Raw genomic sequence first — 17,106 nt, forward strand, 5'->3', positions numbered from 1 at the left:
GGTACCCGATAGGGACAATTCATGAACACACGCGTACGAACCGGCCTGCACGGCGGGCTGGTGCTCTCGGCCTTCGCGACCGCCGGCGCGCTCGCCTGCGAAACGCCTTCGATGGTCAACGTTCCGGACGGAACGACCGCCACGATGGAGCAGATGGTTGCGGCGCAGCAAGAAGTCAAGGATTACGTCGCGGCCATGGAAGACTACCTCGCCTGCGTCAACGAGGAGCTCGAAGCCGCGGGAGAAGACGCGCCTGAAGAGTACAAGGCGCTGATGATCGAGCGACACAACTCGGCGGTCGGCGAGATGGAAGCGGTGGCCGCAGCCTTCAACGAGCAGGTGCGCGCGTATCGCGCGGCGCATGCGGAAGAGTGACGCGCGCGGCCCTCAAAGGTTCCTGAACCGCTGCCTCAGGTCGAACTGCTCGTCGGTCACTATCCGTTCGAGCACCTTGATCCGCTCTTCGAGCCGCGCGAGCTGGGCCAAGTGCTCCGCGGCCGATTCTTCATCGTCCTGCCGTGCCTTGCGCGCGGCCGCTTTGCACTTGAAATAGGAGTTGACGATCCGGCCGACGACGGCTATCGCGACGACGATGATGACGAACTCGAAGAAGTCCACGTTCAGCCCCTTCCCATCCGATCGTGAAAGTTCCTGCCTCGCGAGCCCACCGCCGCTTCGTCACTCGCGCAGCCGCTCGAATTCACGATCCAGGTTATAGCGCTCCGACGTCACGTATTTCTCGAGGCGCTGCAGGCGGCTGTCGAGCTCCCGGTAGCGATGCCGCAGACCGGAGAGCGTCGAATGCGGCTCGGAGCGGATCCGGCGCTGAAGATCGCCGTCGCTCCCCGGCTGCTCGTCGCTCGGGCCCGGATCCTTCGGTAGCAGCAACGCCATGATGATGTAGCCCACCGGCACCAGCGGACCCGGGAAGAAGACGGTGCCGAGCACGACGAGAACGCGCACGATGGTGACGTCGAAGCCGAAATAGTCGGCAAGTCCGGCGCAAACGCCGAACAACATGCCCTTCCTCGGGTTCCGGTAGAGACGATTGCCTCGAAGTTCTTTCACGAGCGTATCCTCGCTCACGCCGATTCTCCCAGTTTCACCCCGGTTCCGGTCACGGGTATCAGGTCTTCTTCTTCCAGTCCGGCGCCTGGTCGTCGAGAATCGTCTCGAGCGAGTTCAGACGGCTGTCCATCGACTGGCTGGTCCTCCACAGCTCCTCGAGCAGCTGTTGCTCGTCGGGCGAGAGTCCTCGGGTCGCCTTCCATTTCGTCACGTAGTGCATCACCACGATGATGGGCAGCACGACCACCATGAAGATGATCGTGAGGACGAAGAAGAACGGAAACAGCTCGTTCATGCTCCGCTCCGACGACCGAGCTCAAACGCCTTCGCCGGAGCCCTGCTTCGCGCGGCTACGCTTCGATTTGAGGTCACGCAGCTCCTGCTCCACCCCTTCGGACGACTCGAGCTCCGTGAATTCCTGCTTCAGGTTCTTTTTGACTCCGAGATCATACGCCTCGACGCGTGCCTCGAAGTTCTCCATGCGGCGCTCGAACTGCTCGAAGCGCACGAACGCGTCGTCGATGCGGTAGTCGTGGAGGCGCTTGCGCACCTCGAGCCGCTTCGCGGCCGTCTGGTGCCTCGCGAGTATCGCATTGCGCCTCGCTTTCGCGTCGGCGAGCTTCTCCTCGAGCCGGCCGATGTCCTCGTTCAGCTTCGCAAGCCCGTCGGAAATCGTGGCGTGCTCGGCCTCGAGCGACTGCATCGACGCGAGCACGCGCTTTTTCTCGGCGAGAGCGGCTTTCGCGAGATCGTCGCGACCCTTGTCGATCGCGAGCTCGGCCTTGCTCTCCCAGTCCTTCGCTTCGCGCTCCAGCGTCGAGAGCGTGCGCGTCAGCTCTTTCTTGTCCGCGATCGCTCGCGCGGCGGCCGAACGCACCTCGACCAGCGTCTCCTCCATCTCCTGGATCATCAGGCGCACGATCTTCTCGGGGTCTTCCGCCTTGTCCAGGATCGCGTTGATGTTCGAGTTCACTATGTCCGAAAAGCGAGAAAAGATACCCATCGCTGATCCCTCTCAATGCTGCTCGATGTTTCGGCGGCGCGGCGTCGGCACGACCCCGGTCCGTGCGTTCCGCCGTCGATCGGCTCACCGCCGTGTCAGCGCCCCCGGAGCAGCTTTCATGCCAAGGCCTGATGACCCGTAAGTGATTGTAGCAGAATCGGTTTTTTCGTTCGGCGATCGGCTGGCGGTCGGTCGGGAGCCAACTGTTGGCAGGATGCACGAACTCTTGGTCTAATCGCGCCATGGCTCCCACGCGCCCCGAAACCGTCTCTCTGATCGGCGAATCGCCGCTGTTCCTGGCCATGCTCGAGCACGTCTCCCGCGCGGCGCCGTTGCCGAAGCCGGTGCTCGTCGTCGGCGAACGCGGGACCGGCAAGGAGCTGATCGCGTCGCGGCTGCACTACCTCTCCGACCGCTGGGATCGCCCGCTCGTGAAGGTCAACTGCGCGGCGCTCACCGAGTCGCTGCTCGAGTCGGAGCTCTTCGGCCACGAAGCGGGCGCGTTCACGGGCGCCACGCGCGCGCACGCGGGCCGCTTCGAGCAGGCCGACGGCGGCACGCTCGTCCTCGACGAGATCGGCACGATCCCGCTGCGCATGCAGGAAAAGATCCTGCGCGTGATCGAGTACGGCGAGTTCCAACGCGTCGGCGGCTCGAAGACGCTGAAGGCAGATGTCCGCGTCGTCGGCTCGACGAATGCGGATCTGCCGCGGCTCGCGGCCGAAGGCCGGTTCCGCGCAGATCTGATGGATCGGCTCGCATTCGACGTGATCCACGTGCCGCCTCTTCGGGCCCGGCCGGACGACATCCCGAAGCTCGCCTATCACTTCGCCGTCAACGTCACGAGCGAGCTGCGGCGCGAGTACTTCCCGGGCTTCACGTCGCAGGCGAGCGCGGCGCTCGCAGCGTACGACTGGCCCGGGAACGTGCGCGAGCTGAAGAACACGGTGGAGCGCAGCGTCTATCGCGCCGAGGACCCGGACGCCCCGATCTCCGAGATCATCTTCGATCCGTTTGCGTCGCCTTTCGGGCCGCTGCGCGACGTCTTGCCGCTGCGCTCCGCGACGGAGACGGCGCCGCCGGCGGAGGCCGGTCCGCCGCGCGCTACGGGCGGCAACGGCTCGTGGCCTCTCGATTTCCGCGCCGCCGTCGCAGCCTTCGAGCGCGAGACGCTCGAGCAGGCGCTCGAGCAGTCGAAGTACAAGCAGACCGTCGCGGCCAAGCTCCTCGGCCTGAGCTACCATCAGCTGCGCGGTCTGCTGAAGAAGCACGGCCTGCACGTCGGGCGCGAGAACGCGGTCGAAGGGTAAGCGGCAAGCGACCACCGTGCGGAAGCGCGAGCCTCCGTTACGCCCAGCCCCCGCGTTGAGCCGGCCCGGCCGCTCGCCCGTGCTACTATTTGCGGCCGGCGTTGCTCCACCGCCGGAGATCCGATTCAAGGCAAGGACTTGCAGACGATGAACACCGCGCCCGCCAGCAGGAAGCCCGTCCGCATCGCGATCACCGGCGCCGCCGGCCAGATCGGCTACCAGCTCGCGTTCCGGATCGCGTCCGGGCAGATGCTCGGCGCCGATCAGCCGGTGATCCTTCAGCTCCTCGAGATCCCGCCAGCGCTCGACGCGCTTCGGGGGGTCGCAATGGAGCTCGACGATTGCGCGTTCGACACGCTGCACGGCGTCGTCGTCACCGACGACGCGCGGACCGCGTTTCGCGACGCCGACTTCGCGCTGCTCGTCGGCGCGAAGCCGCGCGGCCCCGGCATGGAGCGCAAGGATCTCCTGCTCGAGAACGCGAAGATCTTCTCCGCCCAGGGCAAGGCCCTGAACGAAGTCGCGAGCCGGGGCGTGAAGGTGCTCGTCGTCGGCAATCCGGCGAACACGAACGCGCTGATCGCTCGCGAGAACGCGAAGGATCTCGATCCGCGCAACTTCACCGCGATGACCCGCCTCGATCACAACCGGGCGAAGGCACAGCTCGCCGCGAAGACGTCGACCCGTGTGAGCGACATCCGCGGCGTGATCATCTGGGGCAATCATTCCGCCACCCAGTTCCCGGATCTCCGGCACGCGACGGTCGCCGGAACGCCCGCCCTGTCCCGCGTGCCGCAGGAATGGTACCGGCAAGAATTCATTCCGACCGTCCAGCAGCGGGGCGCCGCGATCATCAAGGCGCGCGGCGCTTCGTCCGCCGCGTCCGCCGCGTCCGCCGCGATCGACCACGTGCGCGACTGGGCGCTCGGCACCGGGGACGACTGGGTGAGCATGGCCGTGGCTTCGGACGGCAGCTACGGCATTTCCGAGGGCGTCGTGTTTTCCTATCCGGTGAGGTGCAGAGGAGGCGCTTACGAGATCGTGCAAGGCCTCGAGATCGACGACTTCGCGCGCGAGAAGCTCGCCGCTACGAACGCGGAGCTCCGCGAGGAGCGCAGCGGCGTGAGCGAGCTGCTGTGAAGCCGCGCGCACCGGCCGCCGCCGGCAGCGGTATCGGATCGTGGAAGCGCTGTTCTGGCTGATCCTGCTCGCCGCCGCGGCGGTCACGCTCGCCTACCGGCGCGTCCGGCTGTCGACGGCCACGCTCGTCCTCGGCGCGCTGCTCGTCGTCTATACGCTCTTCGGTGACGGCGCCTTCCTGTGGAAGGCCTTCCTGTGGCTCGTCTTCGCCGCGCTCGCGCTGCTGAACTCCGACGGCTTCAGGCGCGAGCGCATCAGCCGCCCGCTCCTCGATTTCTATCGCCGCATGCTGCCGTCGATGTCGAAGACCGAGCAGGACGCGCTCGAGGCCGGCAGCGTCTGGTGGGAAGGCGAGCTCTTCGAAGGCCGGCCGGATTGGCGCAAGCTGCGGAGCCTTCCGCCGCCGCAGCTGACCGCCGAGGAGCAGGCGTTTCTCGACGGGCCGGCCGAACGGCTCTGCCGAATGCTCGACGACTGGGAGATCACGCACGAGCTCGCGGACATGCCGGCCGAGATCTGGGACTTCCTGCTCGCCGAGCGGTTCTTCGCGATGATCATCCCGAAGGAGTACGGAGGCCTCGGCTTCTCTCCGCTGGCGGTCTCGATGGTGCTCGCGAAGATCTCCTCGCGCAGTGCCACCGCGGCATCGACGATCGGCGTCCCGAACTCCCTCGGCCCGGCGGAGCTGCTGCTGCATTACGGGACCGACGAGCAGAAGCGGTACTGGCTGCCGCGGCTCGCGAGCGGCGAGGAGATCCCGTGCTTCGCGCTCACGTCGCCGCGCGTCGGCTCCGACGCGACCGCGATCGTGGACACCGGCGTCGTCTGCCGCGGCACGTTCGAAGGGGAGGAGGTCCTCGGCATCCGGCTCAACTGGGACAAGCGCTACATCACGCTCGCACCGATCGCCACCGTCCTCGGGCTCGCGTTCAAGCTCTACGATCCGGATCACTTGCTCGGGGATCAGGACGAATACGGCATCACGGCTGCGCTCATTCCGACTCGGCTCCCCGGTGTCGAGATCGGCCGGCGCCATTTCCCGATCAACATCCCGTTCCAGAACGGCCCGACGCGCGGCAAGGACGTGTTCGTGCCGGTCGACTACATCATCGGCGGCCCGAAGATGGCCGGCCACGGCTGGCGCATGCTCGTGCAGCAGCTCGCCGCGGGCCGCGGGATCGTGCTGCCGAGCAACGCGCTCGGCGGCGCGATGGCCGCCGTCTACGCTTCGGGCGCTTACGCACGCATCAGACGGCAGTTCAATTTGCCGATCGGCAAGTTCCACGGCGTCGCCGAGGCGCTGGCGCGAATGGCCGGCCTCACGTACGTGATGAAGGCCGCGTCGAGGGTCACGTGCGCGGCGCTGAACGCGGGCGAGAAGCCTGCCGTCGCCTCCGCGATCCTGAAATACCACAACACGGAGATGGGGCGGCAGGTCGCGAACGACGCGATGGACGTGCAGGGCGGCAAGGCGATCATGCTCGGCCCGAAGAACTATCTCGCCCGCAACTACGAGTCGGTGCCGATCGCGATCACCGTCGAAGGCGCGAACATCCTGACGCGCAACCTGATCATCTTCGGCCAGGGCGCCGTCCGCTGCCATCCGTTCGTCCGTGCCGAGATCGAAGCGGCGCGGGACGAGGACCGCGAGCGCGGCCTCGTCGAGTTCGACCGGCTGCTGTTCGGCCACCTCGGCTACATGCTGTCGAACGCGGCGCGCTCGTTCGTCATGGGGCTCACCTTCGCGCGCTTCACCGAGGCCCCCGTCTCGGGACCGACACGCCGCTACTACCAGCACGTCAACCGCTACAGCGCGTCGTTCGCGCTGGCGGCGGATGCCGCGATGATGACCCTCGGCGGAGAGCTGAAACGCCGGGAGACGCTGTCCGCCCGGCTCGGCGACATGCTGAGCTACCTGTACCTCGCGTCGATGGTCCTGAAGCACCACGAGGATCAGGGACAACCGGCCGAGGATCTGCCGCTCGTCGAATGGGCTTGCCGCACGCTGCTCTACCGTTGCCAGGAGCAGCTGCACGGGCTGCTGCGCAACTTCCCGAACCGTCTCGTCGCCGCCGCGCTGCGCATCGCCGTGTTTCCGCTGGGCCGCACGTACTCCGCGCCGTCCGATCAGCTCGGCTTGCGCATCGCGGAGCTGCTGATGAGGCCGTCCGAAGCGCGCGACCGGCTGGCCGACTGCGCGTACGTCACACCGGAGCCGGGTAACCCGCTCGGCCTGCTCCAGCAGGCTCTCGAGGCGGCGGAGCGGGTCAAGCCGCTCGAGCGGAAGGTGTTCGACGCGCGGCGCAAGGGGCTCATCCGCAGCGACGACGTTCCCGGTCAGATCGACGAGGCGGAACGGGCGGGCATCCTGACGCCGGACGAAGCCGAGCGGGTTCGAGCCTTCGACCGCGAGGTGATGGCGCTCACGGCCGTCGACGATTTCGACGCGGACGCGCTCGGGCGGACCGCGGGCCGCGGTTTCCGGCGCGGTCGCGGCGAGGCGTTACCCGGCGCCGACATCGAGACGGAAGAAACGGAGACCGCGGCCGCTGCGGCGGACGACGCCTCCTGACGACCCCGCTCCGCCGTCGGTTTTTCCTGACGGTCCGCTTCGCCGTCCGTATAAGCAATCGGCGATACGCTCCGCCGGCGGCCGGCTAAGGTTGCGGCGCCGGAGAGCGGCGCGGATACTGCCCCTCGCGAATCGTTCACCCAGTCCAGACGGGAGCAGTGAGATGGTCCACCGTATCGTCCCGATCCTGCTGATGGCCGCGCTCGCCGCTTGCGGCGGCTCTGACGGCGGCGCCGCACCCGAGCCGGGCGGCGGGGCTGCCCCGTCCGCGGATGCGGCCCCCCCGGCGGCGGAGCCCGCCGAAGCACCCGCGCCCGCGCCCGCAGTCCAACGCAAGCCGGCTCCGCCCGGCGCGAGCGTCTACATCATTTCGCCGGAGGACGGCGCCGTCGTGTCGAATCCCGTGCGGGTCGTGTTCGGGCTCAAGGGAGCGGGCGTCGCGCCGGCCGGCATCGCGCGTCCGGACGCCGGGCACCATCATTTGCTGATCGATACCGAGCCGCCGCCGTTCGACGCGCCGATCCCGGCCGACGAGCATCACGTCCACTTCGGCATGGGGCAGACCGAGACGGAGCTCATGCTCACGCCGGGGCAGCACACGCTGCAGCTGCTCCTCGGCGACGAGGCGCACGTGCCCCACGATCCGCCGCTGCTTTCGGAGCCCGTGACGATCCAGGTGCAATAAGCCGCAGGGCCCGCCCCGGCGGCAGGCCGATCGAAGCCGCCGGCGGGCCCCGATCTCCGAGATCGGCAACGTGTACACGGAATTCTTCGGACTCAACGAGAAGCCTTTCTCGATCACTCCGGATCCCCGGTATCTCTACCTGAGCCGCCGGCACGCGGACGCGTTGGCGCATCTGATCTACGGCATCTCCGAGAGCGGCGGCTTCATCCAGCTGACCGGCGAGGTCGGCACCGGCAAGACCACGCTGATCCGAAGCCTGCTCGAGCAGCTGCCGGAGAAGGCGGAGATCGCGCTGATCCTGAACCCCCAGCTCTCGGCGAAGGAATTCCTCGAAAGCATCTGCGAGGAGCTCGGCACGCCGCTGCCGGAGGAAAGCTCGCAGCGTGCGCTGATCGGCGCGTTGAACGGCCACCTGCTGAAGGCTCACGCCGAGGGCCGGCGCATCGTGCTGATCGTCGACGAGGCGCAGACGCTCGGACCCGAACTCCTCGAGCAGGTGCGCCTGTTGACGAACCTCGAGACGGCGACGCAGAAGCTCCTGCAGATCATCCTGATCGGCCAGCCGGAGCTGCGCGATTTGCTCGGGCGTCCGGAGATGCGCCAGGTCGCTCAGCGCGTGACGGGGCGCTACCACCTCGAGCCGTTGAGCCGCGTGGAAACCGACGCGTACGTCCGTCACCGCATGCGGGTTGCCGGGTGCCAGAGCCCTGTCTTCACGCCGAGCGCGATACGTCAGCTCTACCGCAGCTCCGGCGGCATACCGCGGCTCATCAACGTCGTTGCGGACCGCGCGCTCCTCGCCGCCTATACGCGGGACAGCCCTCGCGTCGACGGCCCGCTCGTGCGACGCGCCGCGGCCGAGGTGTTCGGCCGGCGGCTCGCGCCGGCGCTCTGGCCCTGGCCCGTGCTCGCGGCCGGGATCGCTGCCGTCGCCTTCGGCGGCATCGACCTTTGGCTCGAGGCCCGCAATCCGCCGGCAGCCGTATCGGCGCCCGCGGCATCCGATGGGACGAGCGAATCCGCGGCAACCGCCACGCCGCCAGGCCCGGCAACCACGCCGCAGGGCCCGGGCGCCTCGCCGCTGGGCACGGTCGTCGCGCGGACGGCCGTGGGCGAGGTCCGGCGGCCGGAGCCGCCGGACGCCGAGCCGGCGAGCGCCGCGCGTCCCCGCCTCGCTCAGCTGCTCGGCACCGCCGAGTTTCCTACCGACACCGACAGCGCGTTCGCGCAACTCTTCGCGCTCTGGGGTGCGCGCTACGATCCGGCCCGCGGCAATCCGTGCGGCCAGGCGGAAGAGCAAGGGCTCAAGTGCCTGTTCCAGTCGCGCGGCTCGATCGGGCGCCTGCGCACGTTGAATCGGCCCGCGATCCTGACGCTCGTCGACGCGGAAGGAGAGGCGCACGACGTCGTGCTGGCCGGTCTCGAATACAGCGAAGCCGAGCTGGCGGCCGCCGGGCACGTGGCTCGCGTCGACTTGTCGGAGCTGACGCACTACTGGTTCGGCGACCACTTGCTGCTTTGGCGCCCTGCAATATCCGACGCGCACGCGCTTTCCCCGGGCATGCAGGGCGAGGGCGTGCAGTGGCTCAGAGTGAGCCTCGCGCGCATTCGGGGGGAAGAGCTGGCCGGGGAGCCGTCGCCGCTCTACGACGCGCCGCTGGAAGCCAAGGTACGGGATTACCAGCGCAGGAAGATGCTGACCGTGGACGGCATCGTCGGCGCGATGACGCAGCTCGCGCTCACGGCGGACCTCGGCTTGCCGGCCGCGCCGACGCTGCAACGGAAGCATTGAGCCGTGTCCTTCATTCTCGATGCGTTGAGAAAATCGGAGAGCGAGCGCCAGCAGGACGCGCGCCCGAGCATTACCCGAATTCCGGACGCGGTACCGGCGCGTCCTCTGCCCCGCTGGGCGATCGGCACGATCGCCGGGCTCGCCGCCGCGGTGCTCTTTCTCGCGGTCGCATGGTGGCAGGGCATCGAGCCCGCCGCCGACGGCCGAACGGTCGGGGGCGGCGCGGCTTCGGAGCCCGCGACGGTCCGCGCGCCGCTTCCGCCGCCGCAGCGGAAGGCGGCCGACGAGCCCCTGCCGCCGACGAGCGCCGGCCTCCGGGCGGCGAGCGAAATTTCACCGGCAGGGGGAACCGCGCCGGCCGAGAGCCGCACCATGCGTGAGGGCTCGGGGCTCTCGAGCCTGCGCGAGGCGGTCGCGTCCGCGCAAAGCCCGGAGACGGCTGCCGCGCGAAGCCCGGAGACGACCGCCGCGCCGGCCGAAGCCGGCGACGCGCGGCCCGCGATCGATCCGTTCGCGCCGAGCTATTACGCAATGGCCGAACAACTCGGGCTCCCGGCGCTCCGCCTCGAGCTGCACGGCTACAGCGATGACCCGGCCAAGCGCTTCGTCTTCATCAACGGCAAACGGTACCGGGAAGGCGACACGCTTGCCGAAGGCCCGCGCATCGTCGGCATCGACGCTCGGGGCGTCGTCCTGCTCGCCGGCGGCCGCCAGCTTCGTCTCATGCAGCAGTAGCCAGCCGGCTCCGGATGAGGCGTCCCGCAAGTACCTATACATGATGCTTGACGGGACGCTCCGCGACAGGGATGTCGCGGAGCGAGCCTACAGGGACGTATTCACGGCGTTCCCGGCAAGCATCATGTATAGGTGCTTGCGGGACACGACTAGTGGCGGATGCCGGTGCCGCGGTGCAACAGCACCAGCGCGACGGCGAAGAGGGCCGCGAGCGCGCCGATGATGATCGCGAATGCGGCTCCGAGCGGGACATCCGACGTTCCCAGCATCCCGTAGCGGAACGCGTTCACCATGTAGAGGATCGGGTTCGCGAGCGCGACGCTCTGCCAGAACGGCGACAGCAGCGCGATCGAGAAGAACACGCCGCCGAGATACGTCAACGGCGCGAGGACGAACGTCGGAATGATCGAGATGTCGTCGAAAGTCTTCGCGAAGATCGCGTTGATCAGCCCGCCCAGCGAGAACGTCGCCGCCGTGAGCACGACGGTGGCGATCGTCACGAGGGGGTGCACGACGTAGAGGTCCGTGAAGAAGAGCGCGACGACCATCACGAGCGCGCCGACGAGGAGCCCGCGCACGACGCCGCCGACGACGTACCCGATCACGATCGTCACGTACGACAACGGCGACACGAGCATCTCCTCGAGGTGCAGCTGCAGCTTGCCGGAGAAGAACGAAGACACGACGTTGCCGAACGAGTTCGTGATGACCGACATCATGACGAGGCCGGGCGCAATGAAGGTCGTGTACGGCACGCCGTCCATCTCGCCGATTCGCCGGCCGATGAGGCTGCCGAAGATGATGAAGTAGAGCGTCATCGTGATCGCCGGCGGGATGATCGTCTGCAGCCAGATCCGCAGTACCCTGCGCACCTCCTTCTTGACGATCGTGAGGAGCCCGACGAGGTTGATCATCAGAAGGCTGCGCGGCAGCGCGCCGTCGGAGGGCGCGAACCCGCCCGCCACGGCTCTTTCCGGCTGCGTCATTGCCGCCCCTCCTCGCGCTTGCCTTCCACGAGACGGATGAACAGCTCCTCGAGCCGATTCGTCTTCGTGCGCATGCTGACGACGTGCAGCGAGCGAGCGCTGAGCTCCTCGAACATCCTGTTCAATCCCTGCTCCTTCGCGACCTCGACCTCGATCTCGTGCTCGTTGCGCAGCCTCACGGGGTAACCGTTCAGCGCCGGTGCCTCGTGAATAGGCTCGTCGAGCGTCAGGACGAACGCCTCCCGCTGCAGCTTGGAGATGACGTTCGACATCGTGTCGTTCTCGATGATGCGCCCTTCGTCGATGATCGCGATGTTGCGGCAGAGGCTCTCGGCCTCCTCGAGGTAATGCGTGGTGAGGATGATCGTGACGCCGCTCGCATTGATGTCGCGCATCAGATCCCACATCGAGCGGCGAATCTCGATGTCGACTCCGGCGGTCGGCTCGTCGAGGATCAGCAGCTTCGGCTCGTGGATCAGCGCGCGCGCGATCATCAGGCGGCGCTTCATGCCGCCCGACAGATTACGCGCGATGTCGTTGCGGCGGTCCCACAGGTGCAGCGCCTTCAGGTATTTCTCGGCCCGCGCCCGCGCGATCCGGGACGGCACGCCGTAGTAGCCCGCCTGGTTCACGAGCGTGTTCAGATTGCGCTCGAACAGGTTGAGATTGACCTCCTGCGGCACGACGCCGATCAACGACTTCGCCGCCTCGCGCTGGCGGTCGAAGTCGTGGCCGAAAATCGAGATGCGCCCGCTCGTCTTCGTCACGAGCGACGTGAGGATGCCGATCAGGGTCGTTTTTCCGGCGCCGTTCGGGCCGAGGAGCGCGAAGAAATCGCCTTCGCGGACCGTGAGGTCGATGCCCTTCAGCGCCTCGATCCCGTTCGGGTAGACCTTGCGCAGCTGTTCGATGACCAACGCGTTCATGTGCCGGAGCGTGCTCGAGCGGACGACGAGCCGGCTATTCTAATCCAGCCTCGGGGCGCCGCTGCGGCGGCGGACCAGCGACGGTACGGGGCACGCCGGCCGGCGCTGCGTCGAAGCGGGGCGTGCGTCGAAGCGGACCGGGAGGTCGAAGCGAACCCGGAGCCTGCCGGTGGGACCTCAGCCTGCCGCCTTCGGCTGCGCCGCGTCGGCGACCCCCGCGGCGTCGATCGGCGGCTGCAGCGCGATCAGGATCAGCTGACGGCGCGCTTCCGGCCGGGTCTCGGTCAGCAGCTCCTTCCAGAGCCACTCCACCTCGGCGAAAGTGCACGAGATGCGGGCGCGAGTCAGCGCCAGCCTGGGCAGCTGCGACAACGGCGTCGTCCTCAGCTCGTGGGCGACTTGCGGGGTGAGGCCGAAGAGGAGGCGTGCGTGATAGAGGCTTTCGCGTGCCATGTTCCACGCGCAGAACACGATCGTGAGGTCGAGGATCTGACGGGACATGTCGGGCTGAGGAGCGTCTCGGCCGCTTTCGTCCAGCGTGAGCTCGAAGAGCGCGCGCGGAAACTCGGCGACCGCATCGAGCATGCCCGGGGGAGCGGCGCGCAGCGACGCGACGGCTGCTCCCGGAAAGCCGCATCCCCGAAGGTCGGCAACGTCCCGGCCCTGCAAAGACCTCAGAAACAGCCGGTTCAGCTCGTGAATTTGCTCGATCGACTCCGGGAAGGCGCTCGAGGACATCTCAGGGCCTTTTTTCCGCGATAATTACCATATATGGTCCTAAAATACCATTAGTGGCATCGCTACCCTAAGCTCCCGTATCTCGATGATTAGGGGGGATAAGCAAATATGCGCGCGACCGACCACCGATACCGAGGAGAGAAGGCGAAGTTCGAGCTCGCGCTGCGGATGATCGGTCACGAAGCACGCACGGGTACGATTCGCTACTGGACGGGCTTGAGCGACGATCGTATACGCAAGCTCTACACGTCTTACTTCAAGTACGGCGACGCGCCGGTCCGGCGCAGGCGAGGGCGCTCCCCGACGCAGGTCGCGCCGCTCGTCAAGACGCCTTTGCGCGCCCTCGAATCGGGAGTGTTCACGAACCTCCTGCTCGCGAACGGATTGCTGTCCACGGACCCGGGCACGATGCCGAAGCTGAAAGGCAACATCGACCTCGGGCATCGGTTCTGCGAGTGCTACGAGACGTATTGCGCGCTCGTGCCGCGAGCGAACCTCTCGTTCGAATGGGGATGGAATCTGCTGATCAGCATTCGCCGCGGCGACGAGCTCGGCATCGCACGGTGTGACGTCTGCTCGGTCGGCTACGTGTTCGATCTGCTGGCCCTTCCGCCGTCGACGTGCCCGTCGTGCGCGACGCTGGCGCATCAAATGGGGCGGGGCGCGCTCGAGCACGAAGCGCTCGCGTAGCCTGCAGCGGCCGCAACGTCGTCAAACGGCGTGCGGTCGAGCACAATGGGCCCATGTCGAACGGACCGACCCGAACGCGCCCGCTCGCGCGCCCGCTTTACCGCAGGCCGAGCCGGCCGCTCGCAGCCCCCGGGGCTCCGCCGCCATGTGCCTGATCGCAGTCGCCTATCGAGCCGCCGCGAGGTACCCGCTGATCGTCGCGGCGAACCGCGACGAAAGCCACGCACGCCCGACGGCGCCCGCCGCCTGGTGGCCGGACGCGCCGGACGTGCTCGGCGGCCGGGATCTCACCGCGGGCGGCACGTGGCTCGCGATCGACCGCGCAGGCCGCTTCGCGGCCGTCACCAATCTTCGCGAGCCCGAGCCGAGCGTCACCGCGACCCGGCGATCGCGCGGCCTTCTCGTCACCGACTTCCTCACGGGCGCCCTGCCCGCTTCGGCGTTCGCGCGCGCCGCATTCCAGGACGGCGCGCGCTTCGGGCCGTTCAACATGCTGCTGCTCGACGCAGCCTCGTTCCACTACACCAGTAACCGCGCGGCCCCGCGCGCGCTCGATCCCGGCTTGCACGTGCTCGGCAACGGGAAGCCGGGCACCGAGTGGCCGAAGATCGCCCGCGCCCGAACGCGGCTCGCGGAGCTCCTCGACGAGCGCGACCCGAGCGAGGCGCTGTTCGCGATGCTCGCCGAGCGCAGCGCTCCCGTCGATGGCTACGACGATGCGCAGGTGTCGCTGTTTCAGCTGAATCCCGCCTGGGGCACACGCAGCTCGACCGTGCTCCTCGTGGACGCTTCCGGCCGCGCGCGGTTCCGAGAGCGGAGCTTCGATGCGGCCGGCGAGCCGACGGGCGAGGTCGAGGTCGAGTTCGCCGTGACGCCGAGCCGGCACCGCGCCGCGCGCTGATCGCGCGGTCGCGACGCGTCAGGCGTCGCCCGGGCGTTCCGCCTCGGGCCCGCCCGGGCGCGCCGCGCAAGGCGCTCTCGGCCGCGGCTGCTCAGGCGCGCTCGGCCGCGGCCTCGAGCCAGCGGCGAATGTCGCGGACCTCGTCCGCGCACACGGCGTGCGCGATCGGATAGGTGCGCCAATCCACCGAGAAGCCTTCCGCTTCGAGGGCCCGCCTGCCGAGAAGCGCGATCTCGACCGGCACGACGGGATCCGCTTCGCCGTGCGCCATCAGGATCGGCGTCGTCGCGTTCGCCGCCTGCTTCTCCGCCCCGAGAGACGTGGCGAGCGGCAGGAAAGCGGAGAGCGCCATGATGCCGCCGAGCGGGCGCGCTTCGCGCAGCCCGCTATGAAGCGCGATTGCGCCGCCTTGGGAGAATCCGGCGAGAACGATGCGCCGGCTCGGCACGCCGCGGGCGATCTCCCGATCGACGAGGCCGCGAACGGCGGCTGCGCTCTCGCGGATTCCGGCCTCGTCCTGCGGCGCATCGGGTCGAAAGTCGAAGATGTCGAACCACGCCCGCATCGGCAGGCCGCCGTTGATCGTGACGGGCCGGACCGGCGCGTGCGGGAACACGTAGCGGACGCCCGGCAGCCCGAGCTCGGCGACGATGGGCTCGAAGTCGTAGCCGTCGGCTCCGAGCCCGTGCAGCCACAGGACGGCCAGGCGAGGCTCGGCAGCGCCGTCCCCGCGCTCGATGAAATCCAGCATCACCTGCACCTCCGGCCTGGTCGCCGGAACCGTCGAAAAAAGCTGCGCGCGTCTCTTGCGCGCTTGCACATATCCTGTATTATATGCGCAATTTTATTCAGACCTCAGCCCCACCGATGCCCACTGCCCCCGCTCAACAGCACGAGCGCCGCCGCGCCATTGCGCGGCTGCTCGAGCAGCACCAAATCAGCCGCCAGTCGGAGCTGGTCTCGTTGCTGCGGGCGGAAGGTTTCGTTGCGACGCAATCGAGCGTCAGCCGCGACCTGCGGGATCTCGGCGCGGCCAAGCTGAAGAACGGCTACAGCCTGCCCGAAAGGGCGACGGACGGCAACGGCGAGCTGCTGCAGAGCGTCGCGGACCTCGTCCGCGACATTCGCACGGCCGGCCCGAACCTGCTCGTGATCCGCACCGCGGTCGGCGCCGCGCAACGCGTCGCGGTCACGCTCGACGGCATCGACTGGCCCGAGATCGTCGGCACGCTGTCGGGCGACGACACGATCTTCGTCGCGACGACGAACTCCACCCAGCAGCGGCGGCTTCGCGCGCGGCTGCGCCAGCATCTGAAGAAAGGACCGAAATGACGGACGCCCCGAGCCGGCAGCCGGCGGCTGCCGACGATGCGATCGTGCTCGCCTTCTCGGGCGGCCTCGATACGTCGTTCTGCATCCCGTGGCTCAAGGAGACCTACGGCCGCCCGGTCGTCACGGCGACGGTCGACACGGGCGGCCTCGACGCCGGCGCGGCGAAGGCGCTGGAGGAACGTGCGCTCGCGCTCGGTGCCGCCCGTCACGTGCTCGTCGACGCTCGCGCGGAATTCTTCGATCGCGTGCTGAAGTACCTGATCTTCGGGAACGTCCGGCGCGGCCATCTGTACCCGCTTTGCGTCGGCGCCGAGCGCGGCGTGCAGGCCCGTCACCTGGCCGAGCTCGCGAAGCGGATGGGCGCGGGCACCGTTGCGCACGGGTGCACGGCCGCCGGCAACGACCAGGTGCGTTTCGAGATCATCCTGAAAACGCTCGCGCCCGAGCTCGAGGTGCTCGCGCCGGTGCGCGATCACGCGTGGGTCCGCGCCGACCAGGTCGCGTATCTCGAGAAGCGCGGGCTGCCGGTCCCGTCGAGGGGCTCCGCGTACTCGATCAATCGCGGCTTGTGGGGCGTGACGATCGGCGGCACGGAGACGCTCGAATCGCGCGAGTCGATCCCCGAGTCCGCCTGGGTCCTGAGCAGCGGCGCGTTCGAGCGTCCGCGCGAGCCGCGCGAGATCGAGATCGAGTTCGAGCGGGGCGTGCCGGTCGGCGTCGACGGCGAGCGGCTCGCGCCGGTCGCGCTGATCGAGCGCCTCGAGTCCGTCGGCGCGGCGTATGCGATCGGGCGCGGCATCCACGTGGGCGATACGATTCTCGGCACGAAGGGCCGGGTCGCGTTCGAGGCGCCGGCCGCCGACATCCTGATCACCGCCCACCGCGAGCTCGAGAAGCTCACGCTGACCGGCCTGCAGATGCGCGTGAAGGATCCGCTCGCGCAGACGTACGGCGACCTCGTGCACGAGGGCAAGCAGCTCGATCCGGCGGCGCGCGACATCGAGGCGCTGCTCGCGTCGTCGCAAGCCCGCGTGACCGGCACGGTCCGTTGCGTGCTGCGCCCGGGGAGCCTCTTCGTCGCCGGCGCCGTCTCCCCGCATTCGCTGATGGCGGCGAGCCGCGGCAAGTACGGCGAGTCGGCCGGGGAGTGGACGCCGGCCGATGCCGTCGGCTTCTCGCGCGTCCTCGCGCTGCCGGGCATTCTGCACACACGCGCCGGAGGATGAGC

At 68.4% G+C, this 17,106-nt stretch carries 19 protein-coding genes; 11 read left to right on the forward strand and 8 right to left on the reverse strand.

Annotation, left to right across the window (positions count from 1 at the left end; all coding sequences use genetic code 11):
• Positions 1-21: 21 nt before the first annotated feature.
• On the forward strand, positions 22-375 hold the full coding sequence (locus VF329_08980; protein ID HEX7081133.1) for a hypothetical protein: 354 nt from the start codon (positions 22-24) through the stop codon (positions 373-375).
• Positions 376-387: 12 nt separating this feature from the next.
• Here the strand turns inward: VF329_08980 and VF329_08985 are convergent, their stop codons facing one another.
• The 4 genes from VF329_08985 to pspA are packed head-to-tail and all read right to left on the reverse strand — an operon-like array spanning position 388 to position 2,071.
• Positions 388-618: a hypothetical protein gene (locus VF329_08985; GenBank protein HEX7081134.1), complete on the reverse strand. Its 231-nt coding sequence runs from the start codon at positions 616-618 to the stop codon at positions 388-390.
• A 60-nt stretch (positions 619-678) separates the two neighbouring features.
• Positions 679-1,086 carry an envelope stress response membrane protein PspC gene (gene pspC, locus VF329_08990; GenBank protein HEX7081135.1) on the reverse strand — a complete coding sequence of 136 codons (408 nt, stop codon included), beginning with the start codon at positions 1,084-1,086 and terminating at the stop codon, positions 679-681.
• Positions 1,087-1,126: 40 nt separating this feature from the next.
• Complete coding sequence (gene pspB, locus VF329_08995; GenBank protein ID HEX7081136.1) at positions 1,127-1,363, reverse strand: envelope stress response membrane protein PspB; 237 nt, start codon at positions 1,361-1,363, stop codon at positions 1,127-1,129.
• 21 nt (positions 1,364-1,384) lie between these two features.
• Complete coding sequence (gene pspA / locus VF329_09000; GenBank protein HEX7081137.1) at positions 1,385-2,071, reverse strand: phage shock protein PspA; 687 nt, start codon at positions 2,069-2,071, stop codon at positions 1,385-1,387.
• 242 nt (positions 2,072-2,313) lie between these two features.
• On the opposite strand from pspA, the gene pspF reads away from it, so the two are divergent.
• The 6 genes from pspF to VF329_09030 all read left to right on the forward strand — a co-directional run bounded on the left by pspF (position 2,314) and on the right by VF329_09030 (position 10,305).
• Entirely contained in the window at positions 2,314-3,381 is a 1,068-nt protein-coding gene (gene pspF / locus VF329_09005; GenBank protein HEX7081138.1) for a phage shock protein operon transcriptional activator, read from the forward strand.
• A gap of 147 nt (positions 3,382-3,528) precedes the next feature.
• A complete protein-coding gene (locus VF329_09010; protein HEX7081139.1) occupies positions 3,529-4,521 on the forward strand; it encodes a malate dehydrogenase in 993 nt (330 codons plus the stop codon).
• Between the two features lie 40 nt (positions 4,522-4,561).
• Positions 4,562-7,093, forward strand: a complete 2,532-nt coding sequence (locus VF329_09015) for an acyl-CoA dehydrogenase (protein HEX7081140.1) — start codon at positions 4,562-4,564, stop codon at positions 7,091-7,093.
• Positions 7,094-7,256: 163 nt separating this feature from the next.
• Positions 7,257-7,778: a DUF4399 domain-containing protein gene (locus tag VF329_09020; protein ID HEX7081141.1), complete on the forward strand. Its 522-nt coding sequence runs from the start codon at positions 7,257-7,259 to the stop codon at positions 7,776-7,778.
• A 70-nt stretch (positions 7,779-7,848) separates the two neighbouring features.
• Positions 7,849-9,570 (forward strand): AAA family ATPase, encoded by a 1,722-nt coding sequence (locus VF329_09025; protein HEX7081142.1) that lies wholly within the window; start codon positions 7,849-7,851, stop codon positions 9,568-9,570.
• A 3-nt stretch (positions 9,571-9,573) separates the two neighbouring features.
• Positions 9,574-10,305 carry a general secretion pathway protein GspB gene (locus VF329_09030; protein HEX7081143.1) on the forward strand — a complete coding sequence of 244 codons (732 nt, stop codon included), beginning with the start codon at positions 9,574-9,576 and terminating at the stop codon, positions 10,303-10,305.
• A 149-nt stretch (positions 10,306-10,454) separates the two neighbouring features.
• Here VF329_09030 and VF329_09035 read toward each other — a convergent pair whose 3' ends face one another.
• The 3 genes from VF329_09035 to VF329_09045 all read right to left on the reverse strand — a co-directional run bounded on the left by VF329_09035 (position 10,455) and on the right by VF329_09045 (position 12,955).
• Positions 10,455-11,219: an ABC transporter permease gene (locus VF329_09035; GenBank protein HEX7081144.1), complete on the reverse strand. Its 765-nt coding sequence runs from the start codon at positions 11,217-11,219 to the stop codon at positions 10,455-10,457.
• Between the two features lie 68 nt (positions 11,220-11,287).
• Positions 11,288-12,217, reverse strand: coding sequence for an ABC transporter ATP-binding protein (locus VF329_09040; GenBank protein HEX7081145.1), 930 nt, complete (start codon positions 12,215-12,217; stop codon positions 11,288-11,290).
• Positions 12,218-12,394: 177 nt separating this feature from the next.
• On the reverse strand, positions 12,395-12,955 hold the full coding sequence (locus VF329_09045) for a hypothetical protein (GenBank protein HEX7081146.1): 561 nt from the start codon (positions 12,953-12,955) through the stop codon (positions 12,395-12,397).
• 108 nt (positions 12,956-13,063) lie between these two features.
• Here VF329_09045 and VF329_09050 point away from each other — a divergent pair, with 108 nt between their 5' ends.
• Positions 13,064-13,645: a hypothetical protein gene (locus VF329_09050; protein ID HEX7081147.1), complete on the forward strand. Its 582-nt coding sequence runs from the start codon at positions 13,064-13,066 to the stop codon at positions 13,643-13,645.
• A gap of 145 nt (positions 13,646-13,790) precedes the next feature.
• Positions 13,791-14,546: an NRDE family protein gene (locus tag VF329_09055; GenBank protein ID HEX7081148.1), complete on the forward strand. Its 756-nt coding sequence runs from the start codon at positions 13,791-13,793 to the stop codon at positions 14,544-14,546.
• A 91-nt stretch (positions 14,547-14,637) separates the two neighbouring features.
• On the opposite strand, the gene VF329_09060 is transcribed toward VF329_09055, so the two are convergent.
• The gene (locus VF329_09060; protein ID HEX7081149.1) at positions 14,638-15,297 is read right to left on the reverse strand and encodes a dienelactone hydrolase family protein; all 660 of its coding nucleotides are present in this window, start codon (positions 15,295-15,297) and stop codon (positions 14,638-14,640) included.
• A gap of 116 nt (positions 15,298-15,413) precedes the next feature.
• Here VF329_09060 and VF329_09065 point away from each other — a divergent pair, with 116 nt between their 5' ends.
• The gene (locus VF329_09065) at positions 15,414-15,878 is read left to right on the forward strand and encodes an arginine repressor (protein HEX7081150.1); all 465 of its coding nucleotides are present in this window, start codon (positions 15,414-15,416) and stop codon (positions 15,876-15,878) included.
• Positions 15,875-17,104: an argininosuccinate synthase gene (gene argG / locus VF329_09070; protein HEX7081151.1), complete on the forward strand. Its 1,230-nt coding sequence runs from the start codon at positions 15,875-15,877 to the stop codon at positions 17,102-17,104. Before VF329_09065 ends, argG begins: the two co-directional genes overlap by 4 nt.
• Positions 17,105-17,106: the final 2 nt, after the last annotated feature.

This window comes from Gammaproteobacteria bacterium, from assembly GCA_036381015.1.
In the GTDB taxonomy this organism is placed as follows: domain Bacteria; phylum Pseudomonadota; class Gammaproteobacteria; order Steroidobacterales; family Rariloculaceae; genus ZC4RG20.